The organism is Pseudonocardia wallangbongensis, assembly GCF_054486945.1.
Genome location: NZ_JBRERS010000012.1, coordinates 69,324 through 87,485, shown reverse-complemented (window position 1 = coordinate 87,485; position 18,162 = coordinate 69,324). Strand labels below are relative to the sequence as shown.

The following is an 18,162-nucleotide window of genomic DNA, read 5'->3' as shown; positions in this document are numbered from 1 at the left end:
GAGTGGGCGCTGCCATGACCGAGCCGGACCCGGTGGTCCTCCAGCTGCTGCGGGAGGAACTGGTCGCCTGGTCCCGGCGCGGCTACGAGCGGGGGCTGGTGGCCGGCGTCAGCGGGAACAACAGCCTGCGGGTGCCGGGCACCGACCTCATTCTGATCAAGGCGACGGGAGGGTGCCAGGGGGACATGGATCTCACCGACACCGTCCTGATGGCCCTCGACGGTGAGGTTCTCGACCCGGGCCGGCGGCCCTCCAAGGAGTGGCGCTGGCACGCCGCGCTCTACCAGGCGCGGCCGGAGACGGGTGCGGTGGTGCACCTGCACCCGCCGCACGTCGTGGCGTTCGCCGTGGCGGACGAGCCGCTCCCGCTCGTCCACGCGGCGGCGCGGGGTCACCTCCAGAAGGTCGGGTACGTGGAGCTGCTGCCGGCCGGCTCTCCCGAGCTGGCCGAGGCGGTGGTCCGGGCGTACTCCGATCCGGACGTCCGTGCGGTCGTCATGCGTGAGCACGGGTCGATCACGATCGGCCCGGACCTGCGCACGGCGTACTTCCGCACGGAGTACCTGGAGGACTGCGCGCAGGTGGCGTCGCTCGCGGCGGCCATCCGGGGCACGTCGCCGGCGAAGATCCCGCTCGCCGACGACACCGACCCCCTGGCGGAGGTCCGCTGATGGACCCGTTCGTCGCGGTGCTCGCCACCTTGGACACCAAGGCCGGCGAGGCGCACTACCTCCGCGACGTGCTCGCCGAGCTCGGGCACCCCACCCGGATCGTCGACATCGGGCTGCGGGCCACCGAGCTCGCCGACCCGGAGCGCGACGTTCCCGCCGAGGTGGTGGCGCACGCCGCCGGGGCGTCGCTCGCGGATCTCCGCGAGCACACCCGGCGGGACCGGGCGATGGCGGAGATGGCCGCAGGCGCGGGACTCCTGCTGCGCGTCTGGCGCGACGCCGGGCAGCTCAGCGGGGTGCTCGCCGTCGGCGGCAACCAGGGCACGGCGGTGGCGGCCGCGGCGATGCGGCCGCTGCCGTACGGCGTGCCCAAGGTGATCGTGTCCACGGTCGCCTCCGGAAACGTCCGCGGCTACGTCGGTGACAGTGACGTCACGATGATGTTCTCGGTCGCGGACCTGCTCGGCGGCCCCAACGCGGTCACCGCCCCCGTCCTGCGCGGGGCGGCGGCCGCGGTCGCCGGGATGGTCGCGGCGGGCAGGCCGGCACCACCCCCCGGTGCCCGCCCGCTCGTCGCGATCACGGCGTTCGGCAACACCCACGCGGCGGTCACCACCGCCATCGAGCGGCTGCAGGTCGCCGGCGTCGACACGGTCGCCTTCCACGCCTCCGGCGCCTGCGGCTCTGCGATGGAGCGGCTGGTCGCCGAGGGCGTGTTCGCCGGGGTGCTCGACCTCACCACGCACGAGCTGCTCGGCGAGATCGAGCCCGCCGACATCTACGCCCCGGTCCGCCCGGGCCGGCTCACTGCGGCGGGCGAGCGGGGCATCCCGCAGGTCCTGGTGCCCGGCGGGTGCGAGTACTTCTGCTTCGGTGCCGAGGAGACGATCCCGCAGCACCTTCGGGACCGGCCCGTGCACCACCACAACCCGCACAACACGAACGTCCGCGCCGGGTCGGCCGAGCTCGACCGGCTCGGCGCCCTGTTCGCCGAACGCGCGAACGCCGCCACCGGGCCCACCACCGTGCTGGTCCCGATGCAGGGCTGGTCCCAGATCGGCTCGCCCGGCGGCATCCTGCATGATCCTGAGGCGAACGCCGCGCTCGTCGCCCGGCTGCGGTCCGACCTCGGCCCGCACGTCGACCACCGCGAGCTGGACCTGCCGATCAACGATCCGCGGTTCGCGGTGGAGGCGGCCGAGGCCCTGCTGCGGCACCTGCCCTCCAGCGCGACCGACCGCGCGACCGCGACCCGAGGAGTGACATGACCGCCGACGTCCAAGCGGCCCCCACCGGCACTCGCCCGATCCCGGACTCCATGCGCGCCGCCGTGCTCTTCGGCCCCGGCGACATCCGGGTGGTCGACCGCCCGGTGCCGCAGCCCGGTCCGCACCAGGTGCTCGTCGAGGTCGCGATGTGCGGCACCTGCGGCACCGACTTGAAGATCTTCGACGGCCACTTCCCGCAGACCCCGCCGTTCGGCGAGTTCACCCCCGGCCACGAGTGGGCCGGCACCGTGGTGGCCCTCGGCGAGTCCGTCGACGAGTTCGCGATCGGTGACCGCGTGGCCATCGAGGTGCACGCCGGGTGCGGCCGCTGCGACAACTGCATCATCGGCAAGTACACCGCCTGCCTGAACTACGCCAAGCCCGGCAAGGGGCAGCGGGCCAGCGGCATCACCGTGGACGGCGGGTTCGCCCAGTACGCCGTGCACGACGTCAAGGCGCTCTACAAGATGCCGGACAACATCTCGTTCGCCGACGCCGTGCTCGTGACCACCGCGGGCACCGGCCTCTACGGCATCGACGTGGCCGGCGGGTACATGGCGGGCCAGGACGTCGTGGTCGTCGGGCCCGGCCCGATCGGCCTGATGACCGTGCAGCTGTGCCGCCAGCTCGCCGCCCGCAGCGTCACGCTGGTCGGTACCCGGGCCTCGCGCCTGGAGCTCGGCGAGCGGCTGGGCGCCACCGAGATCATCAACGCGCGGGAGACCGACCCGGTGGAGCGTGTGCGCGAGCTGACCGGCGGCGACGGCGCCGACTGGGTGATCGAGACCTCCGGCGGGCCGGGCGTGCCCGACCAGTGCATCGCGATGACCAAGCGCGCCGGGAAGATCGTGTTCGTGGCGTTCTACCCCGGCCCGGTGACGCTCGACCTCTCCGCCGCGGTGCGCAGCGACATCTCGATGTTCACCTCCCGGGGGGAGGGCGGCAACAACGTCAAGCGCGCGATGGCGATGGCCGCCTCCGGCGGTCTGCGCGGCGAGGAGTTGATCACGCACCGGATCCCCCTCGAGGACATCGCCGACGCGTTCCGAGTCGTTCGCGAGCGCGAGGGTGACCCGATGAAGGTCGTCCTCGTTCCTTAAGCGGGGGAACGACAGGGAGCGCGTGGGATGCCGAGGAGCAAGGGCGCGGTCAGCATCAGGGATGTGGCCGCCGCGGCGGGCGTGTCCGTCGCCACGGTGTCCCGCGTGCTCAGCCCGGCCACGGCGGACGTGCCGATGCGCAAGGAGACCCGGGACAAGGTCCAGCGCGCCATCGACGAGCTCGGCTACCGGCCCAACGACCTCGCGCGCGCCCTGCTCCAGCACCGGACGGCCACGATCGGGCTGGTGGTCCCGGACATCTCCAACCCCTACTACCCGCCCCTGGTGCGCGGGGTGGAGGACGCGGCGTCGAGCCACGGCTACCGGGTGGTGCTCTGCAACACCGACCGGGACCCGGCCAAGATCACCGGCTACCTCGACACCCTGATCAAGACCCGCGTCGACGGGATCGTGGTGGCCGGCGGCGGGTGGGCCGACGTGCCCGACAACACCGCGGTGCTCGGCAGGTACCGCACCGGGCTGGTGGCCGTCGGCCGGCACCTCACCGCGCACCCGTCGGTGCGCATCGACAACGTGGCGGCGAGCCGCGCCGCGGCCGAGCACCTGATCGGCCTCGGGCACCGCCGGATCACGTTCGTCGGCGGGCCCGCGTCGTCGACCACGGTGCAGGACCGCGCCCAGGGCTTCCGGGACGCGCTGAAGGCGTCCGGGCTGGAGGGGCTCGCGCCGGCCGTGCGGTACGGCGACTTCACCGAGGAGAGCGGGTACGCGCTGGCCCGCGAGATCCTCAGGTCGCTCCGGCCGCCGACGGCGCTGCTCTGCGCCAACGACCGCGTCGCGCTGGGCGCCTACGCCGCGGCCGCCGACACCGCGCGCCGGATCCCGGACGACGTCTCGGTCGTCGGGTTCGACGACACCCCCATCGCCCGGTACGTCCGGCCCACCCTCACGACCGTGGCGATCCCGACCTACGAGATGGGGAGCGCGGCCATGCGGCTGCTGTTGGCGCAGCTCGGGGGGGACGACGGCGCGCCCACGTTCGAGACCATGCCGACCCGCCTGGTGGTCCGGGACAGCGCTGCAGCACCGGCTGGTTAGCCGGGCCGGACGATCGCTCGACGCCCGTCCGCTTGTTGTCGCGGATATGCTGACCTGCGTGAAGGCGCGCTCGCTCGTGTTCGACCTGTTCGGCGACTACCTGCGCTACCGGGGCGGCGAGGTCCGGCTGCGCGCGCTCGTGGCGCTCATGGCCTGCTTCGACGTGCCGGAGCCGACGGTGCGGGTGGTGGCCGCCCGGCTGCGCAAGGAGGGCTGGCTGGCCAGCCGCCGCGACGGGCGCGAGACCGTCTACGTGCTCACCGACACCGCCTGGCGGCTGCTCGACGAGGGTCGCTCCCGGATCTTCGACCGGGCCGGCGGGCCGTGGGACGGGCAGTGGCACACGGTGATCTACCAGGTGCCCGAGACCGAGCGCGCGCTGCGGGAGGGGCTGCGCAAGCAGCTGGCCTGGCTGGGGTTCGGACCGCTCGCGCCGTCGGTGTGGATCAGCCCGCACGACCGCACGGGCGAGGTGCGCAGCCACCTGGCGGAGCACGCCTCGGTGCGGTTGGACGTCCTGCGGTCCCGGTCGGAGGGGCCTGCCGCCGACCGGGACATGGCGAGCCGGGCCTGGGACCTCGCCGGTCTCGACCGCGACTACGCCGTGTTGCTGGAGGAGTACCGGCCCCGGCTGGCCGGCTACCGCCGCGGGCCGGCGGGCCGGGAGGCCCTCGTCGCGCGCATGCGCCTCGTGCAGGACTACCGGCGGTTCCCGTTCCGCGACCCGGACCTGCCGCCGGAGTTGCTGCCCGGGGGCTGGTCGGGACGGGCGGCCCACGAGGTGTTCCTCGAGGCGCACGGGCTGCTGCGCGCGCCGGCCGAGGCGTTCGTCGACGGCGTGCTGGAGGAGCTCGCAAAGGCCTCCTAGGCAAAGCATTACAGAACCTGGACGGCCGTCCATATAGTGTTGTAGCTTTGCGGCGGGGTACGAACGATCGGAGGTCCGATGCGCGTCGCCGTCACGGGTGGGGGGCCGGGCGGGCTGTTCCTCGCCGCGTTGATCCGGAAGCTCGATCCGTCCGTCGAGGTCACCGTGTTCGAGCGCAACCGGGCCGACGACACCTTCGGGTTCGGCGTTGTGTTCTCCGACCGCACCCTCGCCGGGATCTTCGAGGCCGACCCGGTGCTGCGCGAGGCCCTGGACGAGCACGGCAGGCGCTGGGACGCCATCGAGGTGCGGCTCAAGGGGGAGCGGATCCGCTGCGGCGGCAACGGCATGACCGCGATCGTGCGGCGCACGCTGCTCGGGCTGCTGCAGGAGCGCGCCCGCGGGCTCGGCGCCGACCTGCGGTTCTCCACCGAGGTCGCCCTCGCCGACCTCGACGGGTACGACCTCGTCGTCGCCGCCGACGGCACGGGGTCCCAGATCCGCACGGCGCTCGAACCGGCCTTCGGCTCCACCGTCGACACCGCCACGGCCAAGTTCATCTGGTTCGGCACCGACTACCTGTTCGACGGCCTCACGTTCGTCCACGAGCGCGGGCCCCACGGCGTGTTCGCGGTGCACGGCTACCCGATCGGATCAAAGGCGTCGACGTTCATCGTGGAGACCGACGAGGCGTCCTGGCGCGCGGCGGGCCTCGACGAGTTCGACGTGACCCGGCCGCCGGGACCCAGCGACGAGAAGTCCCGCGCGTACCTGGAAGAGCTGTTCGCCGAGCAGATCGAAGGCCACGAGCTGCTGGTGAACAACTCGCGGTGGGGCAACTTCCGCACCCGCCGCACCGCCCGCTGGACCACGGTCGACCCCCGCCCGGTGGCCCTGCTCGGCGACGCGGCGCACACCGCGCACTTCTCCGTCGGTTCGGGCACCAAGATGGCGATGGAGGACGCCGTCGCGCTCGCGGAGGCGCTCACCGCGCACCCCGGCGACCTGCCGGCCGCGTTCACCGCGTACGAGGCCGCGGCCCGGCCGTCGGTCGACGCGATCCAGGGCTCCGCGCGCCCGTCCCTGTCCTGGTGGGAGCACTTCGGGCACTACCACGACGCGTTCGAGCCCTGGCAGTTCGCCTACCACTTCCTGTCCCGCAGCATCACCGACGCGCGACTCGCCCGCCGCGACCCCCGGTTCGTCGCCGACACCCACCGCGCGTGGGTGCAGCGGTACGGCGCCGAGCCGCTCGACACGCCGCTCGCGGCGGGCGGCACGAGGCTCCGCGCCCGGCTGCTCACCGAGGTCCCGGCCGACGCCGCGCGGGTGCAGGCCCCGGCCGATGAGGCCGGCCTGCCGGCGGCCCTGGCCCGGGTGCGCGAGGTCGTGGCCGGCGGAGCGGAGCTGGTGGCCGTCCACGGAGGGGCGCCGTTCACCCGCACCCTGCTCTGCGAGGAGATCCGCCTGGTGCACCGCCGAGCAGCGGTACTGGTGGACGACACGGCAGACCCGCTGACGATGGTCCTCTCGGGCCGAGCGGACGGGGTGGCCCCCCGATGAGGACGTCGTGGCGCCATGCTGCTGTTGAGGGGCCGTCGGAAGAGCAGCGTGGAGCCATCACGCGCCTCTTCTCGCCACGTGGCATCGCTGTCGTGGGGGCCTCTCGGGACCCCTCCAAGCTCGGCGCCGTCATGGCTCGGTCCCTGGCCGGATTCCCCGGGGCCCTCGCGCTGGTCAACCCGCGGGATCCCGCGATGGCGCCGTCCGTCGCCGCGGCGGCCGGGCACGGGCCGATCGACCTCGCCGTGCTGTGCGTGCCGGCCGCCGTCTCCGCGGTCGCGCTCCGGGAAGCGGCGGCGGGCGGAGCGCGCGCCGCCGTCGTGTGCGGCGGCGGGTTCGCCGAGGCGGGGCCGGAGGGGGAGCGGCACCAGGTCGCGCTCGCCCGCGTCGCAGCCGAGACGGGCATCCGGGTGCTGGGCCCCAACACCTCCGGCTTCCTCGCACCGGCGGGCGGGCTCACGCCGAGCTTCGTGCCGGGGGCCGCGGACGTGCCCGCGGGGCGGGTCGCGGTGGTCGCGGCCAGTGGCGGGGTCAACCACGCGCTGGCGTTCCTGCTGGCGGAGGCGGGTCACGGGGTGAGCCTCGCGGTCGGGCTCGGCAACGCCGTCGACGTCGACGCGCCCGACGTGCTCGACCACCTCGCCGCCGACCCCGCGACCGCGGCGGTGGCGCTGCACGTCGAGTCGGTGGCCGACGGCCCGCGGCTGCTCGCCGCCGTGGCCCGGCTGGCCGCCCGCAAACCGGTGGTCGCGCTCGTCGTCGGCCGGCACGACGTGGGCGCGTTCGCGCGGTCGCACACCGGGGCCCTCGCCACCTCGTGGCGCACCACCCGGGCCGCGCTGCGCCAGGCCGGCGCCGTGCTCGCCGGCTCGGAGCGCGAGCTGGTCGACGCCGTCGCGGCGCTCTCGCTCGTGCGGCTGCCCGCGGGCGCGTCCGGGGTCGGGGTGCTGACGGCGCAGGCCGGGCCCGGCCTGCTGCTGCTCGACGACCTGCGCGGCCGCGGCATCGACGTCCCCGAGCTCACGCCCGCGACGCGGGCCGCCGTGGGAGAGCTGCTCCCGCCGCTGACCTACCAGCGCAACCCGGTCGACACCGGTCGACCCGGCCCCGCCTTCGCGGGTGTGCTGCGGGCGGTGGCCGCCGACCCCGGCGTGGACGTCGTGGCCGGCTACGCGCTGCACGAACCGGACGCGCTCGACCTCGCGGCGGCGGTGGACGAGGCCCGGCCGGAGGTGCCGCTGGTCGTCGCCGTGGGCGGCGCGGGCCGGGAGGCGAGGGCGGCCCGCGAGGCACTGCTGGCCCGGGGCGTCCCAGCGATGCCCGACGGAACGGGCGTGGCGACGGCGGTGACGGCCCTGCTCTCCGACGCGGTCACCCGCTCCCCGGCCGGACCGCAGCATGGTGGCCATACTCCGGTTCAACCGGAGCAAAGCCACCATGCTGCGGTACGGGTCGGGGGCGGGCCGTGGGACGAGGACCTCGCCAAGGGCGTCGTGGCCGCCTTCGGCGTCGACGTCCCTCCTCGGCGCGTCTGCGCGGACCGCCTCGCTGCGCATCGGGCGCTCGCCTCGCTGGGCGGGCCCGTCGCCGTCAAGGTGCTCGACGCGGCCGTGCTGCACAAGACCGAGGTCGGGGGCGTGCGGCTCGGGGTGCGCACGCCCGCCGAGCTCGACGAGGCGCTCGACGCGATCGGGGCTGCGATCGGGTCCGGGCGGGTGCTCGTCGAGGCGATGGCGCCGCCGGGGGTGGACCTCGTCGTGGGCGCCCGCCGGGACCCGGTGTTCGGGCCCGTCGTGCTCGTCGGGCTGGGCGGCACCATGGCCGAGGTGCTCGCCGACGTCGCGGTCCGCGTCGCGCCGGTCACCCCGGAGGCCGCGGCCGGCATGGTCGACGAGCTGGCCGGGCGCGCCCTCCTGGACGGCCGGCGCGGCGGACCCGTGCTCGACCGCGCCGCGCTCGGCCGCTTCGTCGCCGCGCTCGGGGCGCTGCTGCACGCGCACCCGCACCTGCAGGACGTCGAGGTCAACCCGCTGCGCGTCACCGCGGCCGGTCTCGTCGCGCTCGATGCCGTGATCACCGCCGATACGGAGGCCACGTGATGGTCCGCGAAGGTGTCGTCCCCTGGCCGGAGGAGTTCGCGCGGCGGTACGTCGCGGCCGGCCACTGGCAGGGCCGGGCGCTCGGTGAGCTGCTGGTCGCGCGGACGGATGCGATCGCGCTGGTCGACGGCGACCTGCGGCTCACCCACGCCGAGCTGGCCGGCCGCGCCGACGCGATGGCTGCCCGCCTCATCGGCCTGGGCCTGGCGCCGGGCGACCGGATCGTGGTGCAGCTGCCGAACACTTGGGAGTTCGTGGTCCTCGCGCTGGCCTGCCTGCGCACCGGGATCGTGCCGATCATGGCCCTGCCGGCGCACCGCCGTGCGGAGCTCGGGTACCTCGCCGGGCACGCGGAGGCGGCCGCGATCGCGGTGCCGGACCGGCTGCGCGACTTCGACCACCAGGCGCTCGCCGCGGAGCTCGTCGCCGAGGTGCCGTCGCTGCGGCACGTGCTCGTGGCGGGCGACGACGTCGCCGACGGCCACCACGACCTGCGCGCGTTGGGCGCGCCCGGCCCCGCGTGGCCGGGCCCGCACCCGGACAGCCGGGACGTCGCGGTCTTCCTGCTGTCCGGCGGCACCACCGGGCTGCCGAAGCTGATCGCCCGCACCCACGACGACTACGCCTACAACGCGCTGGCCAGCGCGCGGCTGTGCGGGCTGGACGCCGGCACGGTGTACCTCGTGAGCCTGCCGGCCGGGCACAACTTCCCGCTGGCCTGCCCCGGCATCCTCGGCACGCTGCTCTCCGGCGGCCGCGTCGTGATGCTGCCTTCGCCCGAGCCGGTGCGGGCGTTCGCGACGATCGCGGCCGAGGGCGTCACGCACACCGCGGTGGTGCCGGCGGTGGCCGGGCGCTGGCTGGAGCACGCCGCCGAGCACGGCCCACTCGCGTCGTTGCGGGTGCTGCAGGTGGGCGGAGCGCGGCTCGCCGACGAGCTGGCCCGCCGGGTGCGCCCGGTGCTCGGCGCCACCTTGCAGCAGGTGTTCGGCATGGCCGAGGGTCTGCTCAACTACACGCGCCTCGACGACCCCGAGGAGATCATCTGTACCACGCAGGGCCGGCCCCTGTCCCCCGACGACGAGGTGCGGCTGGTCGACGAGCTCGACGAGGACGTGCCCGACGGCGAGCCGGGGTCGCTGCTCACCCGCGGCCCGTACACCCCGCGCGGCTACTTCCGCGCCGACGAGCAGAACACCCGCGCGTTCACCGCGGACGGCTGGTACCGCTCCGGCGACATCTGCCGCCGCACCCCGGAGGGCAACCTCCTCGTCGAGGGCCGGGACAAGGACATGATCAACCGTGGTGGGGAGAAGATCTCCGCAGAGGAGGTCGAGAACCTCGTCTACCGGCTCCCGGCCGTGAGCCAGGTCGCTGCGGTCGCGATGCCCGACGCCGTGCTGGGGGAGCGGGTCTGCGTGTACGTCGTGCCGCGCGCCGGCGCGACGGTCACGCTCGACGAGGTGCGGGGCGCGATGGACGCCGCCGGCGTCGCCCGGTTCAAGCTCCCCGAGCACCTGGAGCTGGTCGGCGAGCTGCCCACCACGAAGGTCGGGAAGATCGACAAGAAGGCGTTGCGGGCGGACGTGGCGGCGCGCCGCGGGGTCGTGCGCTGACGTCTACGTGTACGCCGTGCGGAACCGGTCCCGGTAGTCGGAGGGAGCGATGCCGACGAGGCGGTGGAACGCGCGGCGGAGCGTCTCGGCCGTGCCGAACCCGTAGCGGCGCGCGATGGCCCCGACCGGGTCGTCGCGTTCGGTGAGAGCGCGCTGCGCCGCCTCGATGCGGGCCCGTTCGACGTAGGCGGCGGGAGGGACGCCGATCTCCTTCGTGAACCGCCGCTGCAGGTGGCGTGTGGAGAGCCCGGCCACGGACGCCAGGTCGGCGATGCTGTGGCGGCCGCCGGGGTCGTTGTGGATCGCGTCGACGACCTTGCGGAGCACGTCGGTGGCCGGTTGCGCCGACCACAGCGGCACAGGGCGATCCACCGCGGTTCGGACCGATCATGCGATCTTGATCGTTGCGAGACCACGGTTTGCGTCCGCGTGAGGGCAGTTCAGGGCGTCTCAGATCGATCACCAGGCGCCGATCCGCGCGAAACCCGGGTACGCACCTGGCAGGCAAAGTGCCGCTCGCTGCGCTCCGGCCGAACCCGGCGAACGTATGCGGTCACCGCGCTAGCGAGCGACCCCGCCGCAGAGTCGCAGGGAGCTCTCCAGGAGTACGGCCGTCGCCTCGCCGGTGGTGAGGCGGCCTGCGACGACCTGCTCGGCGGCGGTGTGGCCCAGTTCGAGGATGGCGGCGGCCAGCCAGCTCGCGGAGAGCGCGCGGTCGAACTCGCCTGCGCGCTGGCCCCGCCGGATGAGCCGCTCGAGGACGTCGGTGACGGCGAGGTGCGGGTCGCTGCCGTCGAGTCGTGGGATCCGGTTGACCGCGGGGTCGAGCAGCAGGGGGTAGCGGCGGAGCAGTTGCCAGCTGATGTGGAGGAACTGGCTCAGCGCGTCGGTGGGCGGCGCGGTGTCGAGGCCGGCGGCGTCGATGGCGGCGAGGCCTTCCGTCCTCGCGGCTTCGACGAGGGCGGCGACCAGGCCGTCGCGTGAGGGGAAGTGGGCGTAGACGGTCTGGCGGCTGACGCCGGCCGCGGTGGCGATGTCTTCCATGCTCGTGTCGGGTCGCTCGCCGAGCAGGGTGCGGGCCGCGTTGAGGATGGCGTCGATGCTGCGCCGGGCGTCGGACCGGCGGCGACGGGTCGGCGGGGCGCCGTCGAGCGTGTCAGCCATCGAGGAGAACCTACCTGCCGGCAATAAAATTGACAAGCTGTCAAAGTTTGACTAACACTGACATCATGTCAGAGAACAGAGTGCTCAGTCGGCCCCGGTACGGGGTCGACGCGCCACCGGTCCCGGTGGTCCTCGGTGCCGCCGGGGTGGCCGGCTCCCTGGCCGCCGTCCGATGGCGGCGGGGCCGGATCCCGCTCGGGGCCGCGGGAGCGGCGCTGGTGGCGAGCACGGCCGTGTACCTGCACACCACGCTGCGCGGCAAGCTGCGGGTCTGGGAGCGGGAGCTGGACCGGGCCCGCCTGGAGGGGGACGAGCAGCTGCTCGATCTGGGCTGCGGCCGCGGCGCCGTGCTGATCGCGGCGGCCAAGCGGCTTCCGTCGGGACATGCGGTCGGCGTGGACCTGTGGTCCAGGGACCAGAGCGGCAACGGTCCCGAGGCCACGCTCGTGAACGCCGCCGCGGCCGGGGTCGCCGACCGGGTGGAGGTCCGCACCGCTGACATGACCGCCTTGCCGTTCGCGGACGACTCGTTCGACGTCGTGACGAGCGCGCTGGCGATCCACAACATCCCGTCGCTCGCGGCGCGGTACCGCGCGGTCGACGAGGCCATGCGGGTGCTGCGCCCGGGCGGGCAGCTGCTCGTCGCCGACATCTCGGCCATGGCCAGGAAATACGCCGCGCACATCGGCCATGGCGCGCTGCGCCCACTCGGTCCGGAGTACTGGTACGGCGGCCCCTGGTTCGGCGTCACGCTGTTGCGGGCCGTCAAGCGCTAGCGTGTCGCATCCGGCGGCCTGCCGATCGTCTTCTCCACGAGGGCAGACAGCCCAGCCGCGGACGAGGGAGGCGGACGAGCGCCGTGCCGGACGAGGACAGGAAGCGAGCAGCGCACCAGGACCTGGTGGATCGCGTGCTGCACGGGGAGGGCGAGGTGTCCGCGGAGCTGCGGGCCCGGGCCTTCGCCGACGACGGTCTCCCACCGCCGTTGGACGCGCTGATCGGCCAGGTCGTCGAGAACCCCGCGCAGGTCACCGGGGCGGACCTGGCTGCGGCGCAGGCGGCGGGCTGCACCGAGGACCAGCTCTTCGAGCTGGTGGTGTGCGCCGCGGTCGGCGCGTCCACCCGGCTGTACGACGCCGGCCTGGCGGCCCTGGCGGAGGCGACCGCCGAGTGGAGGCCGGACCATGCGTCTTGACGTCCTCGACCGCGGCTACGGCCTCGGGACGAAGCTGCTGTTCGCGATCATCCGGCTGTTCTCCGGGCACCCGGTCCCGGACGCCGCCAAGGTCACCTTCTACCGGCCCGACTTCTACGGCGCCCGGGCGAAGGAGCTCACGCACGAGGCGATGCGCGGGCCGTCCGCCTGGTCGGTGGGCGATCGGGAGCTGATGGCGGCGTACGTGTCCACGGTGAACGGGTCCGCGTTCTGCGTCGGCGCCCACACCGCGACCGCGACGCAGGCGTACGGGGACGGGCCCCGGGTCGCGGCGGTGCTGGCCGACCTGGAGTCGGCGCCCGTCGCGGAGCCGCTGCGCGCGACGCTGCGGATGCTCGGCACCCTCACCCGGGCGGGAACGGTGGGTGCCGAGGAGATGCGGGAGGTGCTGGCCGCCGGTGTCTCACCCCAGCAGGTCCGGGACGCGCTGGCGGTCTGCGCCGCCTTCAACACCACCAACCGGCTCGCCGACGCCCTCGGGTTCGAACTGCTCAGCAGCGAGGGCTTCGACGCAGGAGCCAGGTACCTGCTCAAGCGGGGTTACCGGTAGCCGAGCGCGGCCTCGAAGGTGGAGCCTTCTCGGCGAGGCGAGCCGGGAGGAGCGAGACATGCGTGCCACCCCGCACGACGATCGGTCCGAGGTCATCGAACGCGTGCGGCAGTACGCGTCGAGGCGGATGGGCGGGGACGCCGGGCTGTACCTCCCGCTCGTCGACCGTTACTACGAGCGGGTCGCAGGCGAGGACCTCGCCGCCCGCGCCGTCCCCGACCTGTTCGGCGCGGCGCTCGCGCACCTGCGGCTGGCGCGTCGCCGCCGGCCCGGCGAGCCGGCGGTGGCGGTGTGCTCGCCGACGTTCGACGAGGACGGCTTCGCGTGCCCGCACACCGTCGTGCAGGTCGTTGCCGACGACATGCCGTTCATCCCGGACTCGCTCGAGACCGAGCTCGCCCGGCACGGGTTCGGCGTGCACCTGGCGCTGCACCCGGTCTTCGAGGTCGCGCGTGGCGCGGGTGGCGAGCTGCTCGCGGTGCTCGGCGAGAACGAGCGGGCGAGCGGCGAGACCGTCCGCGAGTCGTTCCACCACATCGAGATCGACCGCCAGGCCGACCCCGCCGTGCTCGACCGGCTCCGGCGGGACCTGCACCGCGTCCTCGGTGACGTACGCGCGGTGCACGAGGACCGGACCGCGATGCGCGAGCGGGCGGTCGAGATCGCGCAGGCCCTCCCGGGGGAGGCGCAGGTCGTCGATCCGGGCGACCGGGTGGAGGCGGCGGAGTTCCTGCGCTGGCTCGCCGACGACCACTTCACGTTCCTCGGGTACCGCGAGTACGAGCTGGTCGGCGGGACCGGCGAGGAGGTGTTGCGGGCGGTCGACGGGTCGGGTCTCGGCATCCTGCGCACCGGCAGGCGCAACGCCGCGGCCCACCCGGTCTCGACGCTGCCGCCCGACGTGCGGCGGAAGCTGCAGGAACCGGTCCTGCTCAACATCACGAAGGCCAACTCGCGTGCGACGGTCCAGCGCGGCAGCCACCTCGACTACGTCGGGGTCAAACGGTTCGACGGGAACGGGAGGGCGGTCGGCGAGCGCCGTTTCCTCGGGCTCTACCCGAGGAGCGTGGCGAAGGCCCCGCTCGCGGACGTCCCGATCGTGCGGCGGAAGCTGCGGGCGGTGCTCGACCGCGCCGCCGACCCCGGGCACACCTACGAGGCGCAGGTGCTCGTCGACATCCTCGACGGCTACCCGAGGGACGAGATCCTGCAGTCCACGGCGGACGAGCTGTACGGCGACGCCATCGCGATCCTGGAGCTGCAGCACCGGCAGCGGCTGCGGTTGCGGGTGCGTCGGGACGGGTTCGGGAGGTTCTTCTCCTGCTTCGTCGACCTGCCGCTCGGGCGGCTCGACGAGGCGGCGCGGGTGTGCATCCGCGACACCTTGATGAGCACGTTCCACGGCGTGCACGCGGAGGAGTCGACGCTCGTCACGGACGCCGCGGTGGCGCGCCTGCACTACGTGGTCCACGTGGAGCCCGGCACGGTTCCCGACCTGGACGCCTCCGCGATCGAGGCCCGGCTCGGCGCGGCGCTGCGCACGTGGACCGACGACCTCGCCGACGCGCTCGTCGAGGAGCTCGGCGAGGAACGGGGGTTGCTGCTGTTCGGTCGCTACGCGAGCGCGCTGCCCTCCGGCTACCAGGACGACCACACGCCGCGGACGGCGGTCGGCGACATCCGACGGCTCGAGTCCCTGCTCGCCGGCGACCCGCCGGACGGCCTCGCGATGCACCTGTACTCCGTGCTCGACAGCATCGAGCCGGTTCCCCGCCTGAAGCTCTACCGGCACGGCGAGCCGCTGATGCTCTCCGACGTCGTGCCGCTGCTGGAGAACACGGGTACGCGGGTCGTCGACGAGCGGCCGTACGAGATCAGGCCGGCGGGCGCCGAGCCGGTGTGGATCTACGACCTCGGGTTGCGGTACGAGGACGCGGGGGAGTTGGACGTCGCCGCCGTGCGAGACCGCTTCGAGCAGACCCTCTCCGCGGTGTGGCGCGGCGAGGTCGAGAACGACCGGTTCAACCGGCTCGTGCTGCGCGCCGGCCTGCGCGCGCCGGATGTGACCGTCCTCCGGGCGTACGTCCGGTACCTGCGGCAGGCCGGGACGCCGTTCAGCCGGGACGTCATGGCCAGGACGCTCGCGGACAACCCCCGGATCGCGGGGCTGCTCGTCGAGCTGTTCGCCATCCGGTTCGATCCCGACCACGACGCGCGCGAGGATCGCGGTCTCGCCGCAAAACAGACCGTCGCCGAGATCGAGCGGCGCATCGACCTGGTGGCGCGGTTGAACGAGGACCGCGTCCTGCGCAGCCTCCTGCACCTGGTGACGGCGACGCTGCGCACCAACTTCTTCACCGACGGCGCCACCTCGCTCGCCATCAAGCTCGATCCGAAGGCCGTCCCGGACCTGCCGCTGCCGAGGCCGGCGTTCGAGACCTTCGTCTACTCGCCGCGGGTGGAGGGTGTGTACCTGCGCGGCGGTCCCATCGCCAGGGGTGCGCTGCGCTGGTCGGACCGGCCCGAGGACTTCCGCGCGGAGATCCTCGGTCTGGTCGAGGCGCAGACCGTCGGGAACGCGGTCGCGGTGCCCGTCGGCGCGGCGGGTGCGTTCGTCGTGCGCCGGCAGGCCGACGTCGTGGAGTGCTACCGCACGTTCGTCCGTGGGCTGCTCGACGTCACCGACACCGTGGTCGACGGCCGGGTCGTGCCGCCGGCACGCGTCGTCCGGCACGACGGAGACGACCCGTACCTCGTCGTCGCGGCCGACGAGACGTTCGCCGGTGCCGCCAACGCGATCTCCCACGAGTGCGGCTTCTGGCTCGGCGACGCGTTCGTCTCCGGCGGTTCCTCCGGCTACGACCACAAGGCGATGGGGATCACCGCCCGCGGCGCGTGGGTCTCGGTGTGCCGGCACTTCCGGGCGCTCGGCATCGACGTGCAGAACGAGGACGTCACCGCCGTCGGGATCGGGGACGTGGCAGGGGACGTCCTCGGCAACGGCATGTTGCTGTCGCGGCGCATCAGGCTGGTCGCCGCGTTCGACGACCGGCACGTCTTCGTCGACCCGGACCCCGACCCGGCGCGCAGCCACGACGAACGCGCCCGGCTGTTCCGGGCGGCCGGGTCGACCTGGGCGGACTACGACCGCGCGGTCATCTCCCCCGGGGGCGGGGTGTTCTCCAGGTCGGAGAAGGAGGTGCAGCTCTCCGACGCGATGCGGCGGGCCCTCGGCGTCGACGCCGACGTGGTCTCCCCGGACGAGCTCGTCCGGGCGATCCTCGAAGCCCCGGTCGACCTGCTGTGGAACGGCGGCGCCGGCACGTACGTCAAGGCGTCGGCCGAACCGGACGCCGATGTCGGCGACAAGCGCAACGTCAGCGTCCGGGTCGACGCCGCCGGGCTGCGGTGCCGCGTGGTCGGCGAGGGTGGGAAGCGGGGGTTCACCGCGCGTGGCCGCACCGAGTACGCGCTGCTCGGCGGCCAGATCAACGCCGACGTCGTCGACGGATCGGCCGGCGTGAACTGCTCCGACCGCGAGGTCAACATCAAGATCCTGCTCGACGGCGTGGTGCGCGCCGGCGACCTCACGGGCAAGCAGCGCGACGAGCTGCTCGCGGCGGTCACCGACGACGTCGCGGCCCACGTGCTGGCCGACAGCGACGGCCTGACCCGGGCGGTCCACCTCGACTCCGCGCAGGCCCCGGCGATGCGCGACGTCCACGCCCGCTACCTCGACGCCCTGGAGCGTTCGGGCCGGATCGACCGGGCCGCAGGGGAGCTTCCCGGCACGGCCGATCTCATGGACCGGGCGGAGATCGACGGTGGGCTGCAGCTGCCGGAGTTCGCGCTCCTCCTGGCCCACAGCAGGATCGAGCTGTACGACGAGCTGCTCGTCTCCGACGTGCCGGAGGACCCGTTCCTCGGCGAGGAGCTCCAGCGGTACTTCCCCGCCGCGCTGCGCGACCGGTACCGGCGGCAGATCCGGGAGCACCCGCTGCGGCGGGAGATCATCGCGACCCGCGTCGCGACCGGCGTCGTCGACCGCGTCGGCATGACGTTCGTGTCGCGACTGACGGAGGAGACGGGCCTCTCGGCGCCCGACGTGGTGCGCGCGCACACGGCCGCCCGGGAGATCTTCGGGCTGGACGCGCTGTGGGCCGGGCTCGAGGCCCTCGACGGCGTCATCGCCACCCGCATGCAGATCTCGCTCTTCCTCGAGCTGCGCCGGCTGGCCGAGCGGGCCACCCGGTGGGTGCTGCGCAACCGTGAGCAGCCGCTGGACATCGCCGAGACCGTCGAGCACATCGGGCCCGGGGTGCGGGAGCTCACGCCGCTGATCCCGGAGCTGGTCGGCGAGGACCGGCGGGGCAGCCTGGAGGGGACCGTCCGCGGCCACGTGGAGGCGGGCGTGCCCGAGGAGCTGGCGAGGGCGGTCCGGACGGCGCCCGACCTCATCTCGGCCCTCGACATCACCTGCGTGTCCCGTTCGACCGGGCGTCCGGTCCGGGAGGTGGCGGTGGTCCACTTCGCACTGGAGGACCACCTGCGGCTCGGCTGGCTGCGCGGCCGGATCCTCGACCTGCCACGCGACGAGCGCTGGCCCGCCCTCGCCCGGGCGGCGCTGCGGGACGATCTGCACGTGGTCCACTCGGCGATCACGGCTGAGGTCGTGCGCTCCGGCTGGTCGGGTGGTGACGGCCGGGAGCAGGTGCGGGACTGGATCGCGACGACCGACACCGCCGCGATGCGCTGCCTGCGGCTGCTCGACGAGATCGCCGCGAGCGGCCGGTCGAACCTGGCCACCGTCTCGGTCGCGCTCCGGGAGATCCGGACGCTGGTGCGGGCGAGCGGCGGTTGAGCCGCCCCCCGTCATGCTGCGCGGCGCCGGGACGGCGGTCGCACACCAACTTGGTGGTCGGCACAGCAACTGCAGTTGGTGTGTGAGCGCGGATGTTGGTGTGTGAGCGGGTTCTGCCGCGGGTCGA

The 18,162-nt window shown here is 74.0% G+C and carries 14 protein-coding genes; 12 read left to right on the top strand and 2 right to left on the bottom strand.

The window, feature by feature from the left end; all coding sequences use genetic code 11:
- The first annotated feature begins 14 nt into the window (after positions 1–14).
- From ACU436_RS33145 to ACU436_RS33110, 8 genes are all read left to right on the top strand, one after another.
- Positions 15–671 carry a class II aldolase/adducin family protein gene (locus ACU436_RS33145; protein WP_459030989.1) on the top strand — a complete coding sequence of 219 codons (657 nt, stop codon included), beginning with the start codon at positions 15–17 and terminating at the stop codon, positions 669–671.
- Complete coding sequence (locus ACU436_RS33140; protein ID WP_459030988.1) at positions 671–1,939, top strand: Tm-1-like ATP-binding domain-containing protein; 1,269 nt, start codon at positions 671–673, stop codon at positions 1,937–1,939. The genes ACU436_RS33145 and ACU436_RS33140 overlap by 1 nt, the downstream gene beginning before the upstream one ends.
- Entirely contained in the window at positions 1,936–3,039 is a 1,104-nt protein-coding gene (locus ACU436_RS33135) for a zinc-dependent alcohol dehydrogenase (RefSeq protein ID WP_459030987.1), read from the top strand. Before ACU436_RS33140 ends, ACU436_RS33135 begins: the two co-directional genes overlap by 4 nt.
- Before the next feature lie 27 nt (positions 3,040–3,066).
- Complete coding sequence (locus ACU436_RS33130) at positions 3,067–4,098, top strand: LacI family DNA-binding transcriptional regulator (protein WP_459030986.1); 1,032 nt, start codon at positions 3,067–3,069, stop codon at positions 4,096–4,098.
- A 58-nt stretch (positions 4,099–4,156) separates the two neighbouring features.
- Positions 4,157–4,966 (top strand): PaaX family transcriptional regulator, encoded by an 810-nt coding sequence (locus tag ACU436_RS33125; RefSeq protein ID WP_459030985.1) that lies wholly within the window; start codon positions 4,157–4,159, stop codon positions 4,964–4,966.
- Positions 4,967–5,044: 78 nt separating this feature from the next.
- Positions 5,045–6,529 (top strand): FAD-dependent monooxygenase, encoded by a 1,485-nt coding sequence (locus ACU436_RS33120; protein WP_459030984.1) that lies wholly within the window; start codon positions 5,045–5,047, stop codon positions 6,527–6,529.
- On the top strand, positions 6,526–8,628 hold the full coding sequence (locus tag ACU436_RS33115; RefSeq protein ID WP_459030983.1) for an acetate--CoA ligase family protein: 2,103 nt from the start codon (positions 6,526–6,528) through the stop codon (positions 8,626–8,628). The genes ACU436_RS33120 and ACU436_RS33115 overlap by 4 nt, the downstream gene beginning before the upstream one ends.
- Entirely contained in the window at positions 8,628–10,244 is a 1,617-nt protein-coding gene (locus ACU436_RS33110) for a (2,3-dihydroxybenzoyl)adenylate synthase (RefSeq protein ID WP_459031134.1), read from the top strand. Before ACU436_RS33115 ends, ACU436_RS33110 begins: the two co-directional genes overlap by 1 nt.
- 3 nt (positions 10,245–10,247) lie before the next feature.
- Here ACU436_RS33110 and ACU436_RS33105 read toward each other — a convergent pair whose 3' ends face one another.
- Both ACU436_RS33105 and ACU436_RS33100 read right to left on the bottom strand, forming a co-directional pair.
- Positions 10,248–10,604, bottom strand: coding sequence for a helix-turn-helix domain-containing protein (locus tag ACU436_RS33105; RefSeq protein WP_459030982.1), 357 nt, complete (start codon positions 10,602–10,604; stop codon positions 10,248–10,250).
- A 201-nt stretch (positions 10,605–10,805) separates the two neighbouring features.
- The gene (locus tag ACU436_RS33100) at positions 10,806–11,408 is read right to left on the bottom strand and encodes a TetR/AcrR family transcriptional regulator (RefSeq protein WP_459030981.1); all 603 of its coding nucleotides are present in this window, start codon (positions 11,406–11,408) and stop codon (positions 10,806–10,808) included.
- 65 nt (positions 11,409–11,473) lie between these two features.
- Here ACU436_RS33100 and ACU436_RS33095 point away from each other — a divergent pair, with 65 nt between their 5' ends.
- The 4 genes from ACU436_RS33095 to ACU436_RS33080 all read left to right on the top strand — a co-directional run bounded on the left by ACU436_RS33095 (position 11,474) and on the right by ACU436_RS33080 (position 18,035).
- Complete coding sequence (locus tag ACU436_RS33095) at positions 11,474–12,184, top strand: class I SAM-dependent methyltransferase (protein WP_459030980.1); 711 nt, start codon at positions 11,474–11,476, stop codon at positions 12,182–12,184.
- Positions 12,185–12,267: 83 nt separating this feature from the next.
- Positions 12,268–12,603, top strand: coding sequence for a hypothetical protein (locus ACU436_RS33090; protein ID WP_459030979.1), 336 nt, complete (start codon positions 12,268–12,270; stop codon positions 12,601–12,603).
- Positions 12,593–13,174, top strand: coding sequence for a carboxymuconolactone decarboxylase family protein (locus ACU436_RS33085; RefSeq protein WP_459030978.1), 582 nt, complete (start codon positions 12,593–12,595; stop codon positions 13,172–13,174). Before ACU436_RS33090 ends, ACU436_RS33085 begins: the two co-directional genes overlap by 11 nt.
- Before the next feature lie 58 nt (positions 13,175–13,232).
- Positions 13,233–18,035, top strand: a complete 4,803-nt coding sequence (locus ACU436_RS33080; protein WP_459030977.1) for an NAD-glutamate dehydrogenase — start codon at positions 13,233–13,235, stop codon at positions 18,033–18,035.
- Positions 18,036–18,162 lie beyond the last annotated feature (127 nt).

Bases quoted from the DNA above. Each gene is read 5' to 3' on its own strand.
- ACU436_RS33140 (WP_459030988.1), top strand. From the start codon at position 671: ATGGACCCGTTCGTCGCGGTGCTCGCCACCTTGGACACCAAGGCCGGC.
- ACU436_RS33115 (WP_459030983.1), top strand. From the start codon at position 6,526: ATGAGGACGTCGTGGCGCCATGCTGCTGTTGAGGGGCCGTCGGAAGAG.
- ACU436_RS33100 (WP_459030981.1), bottom strand. From the start codon at position 11,408: ATGGCTGACACGCTCGACGGCGCCCCGCCGACCCGTCGCCGCCGGTCC.
- ACU436_RS33130 (WP_459030986.1), top strand. From the start codon at position 3,067: ATGCCGAGGAGCAAGGGCGCGGTCAGCATCAGGGATGTGGCCGCCGCG.
- ACU436_RS33135 (WP_459030987.1), top strand. From the start codon at position 1,936: ATGACCGCCGACGTCCAAGCGGCCCCCACCGGCACTCGCCCGATCCCG.
- ACU436_RS33095 (WP_459030980.1), top strand. From the start codon at position 11,474: ATGTCAGAGAACAGAGTGCTCAGTCGGCCCCGGTACGGGGTCGACGCG.
- ACU436_RS33145 (WP_459030989.1), top strand. From the start codon at position 15: ATGACCGAGCCGGACCCGGTGGTCCTCCAGCTGCTGCGGGAGGAACTG.
- ACU436_RS33080 (WP_459030977.1), top strand. From the start codon at position 13,233: ATGCGTGCCACCCCGCACGACGATCGGTCCGAGGTCATCGAACGCGTG.
- ACU436_RS33110 (WP_459031134.1), top strand. From the start codon at position 8,628: ATGGTCCGCGAAGGTGTCGTCCCCTGGCCGGAGGAGTTCGCGCGGCGG.
- ACU436_RS33085 (WP_459030978.1), top strand. From the start codon at position 12,593: ATGCGTCTTGACGTCCTCGACCGCGGCTACGGCCTCGGGACGAAGCTG.
- ACU436_RS33120 (WP_459030984.1), top strand. From the start codon at position 5,045: ATGCGCGTCGCCGTCACGGGTGGGGGGCCGGGCGGGCTGTTCCTCGCC.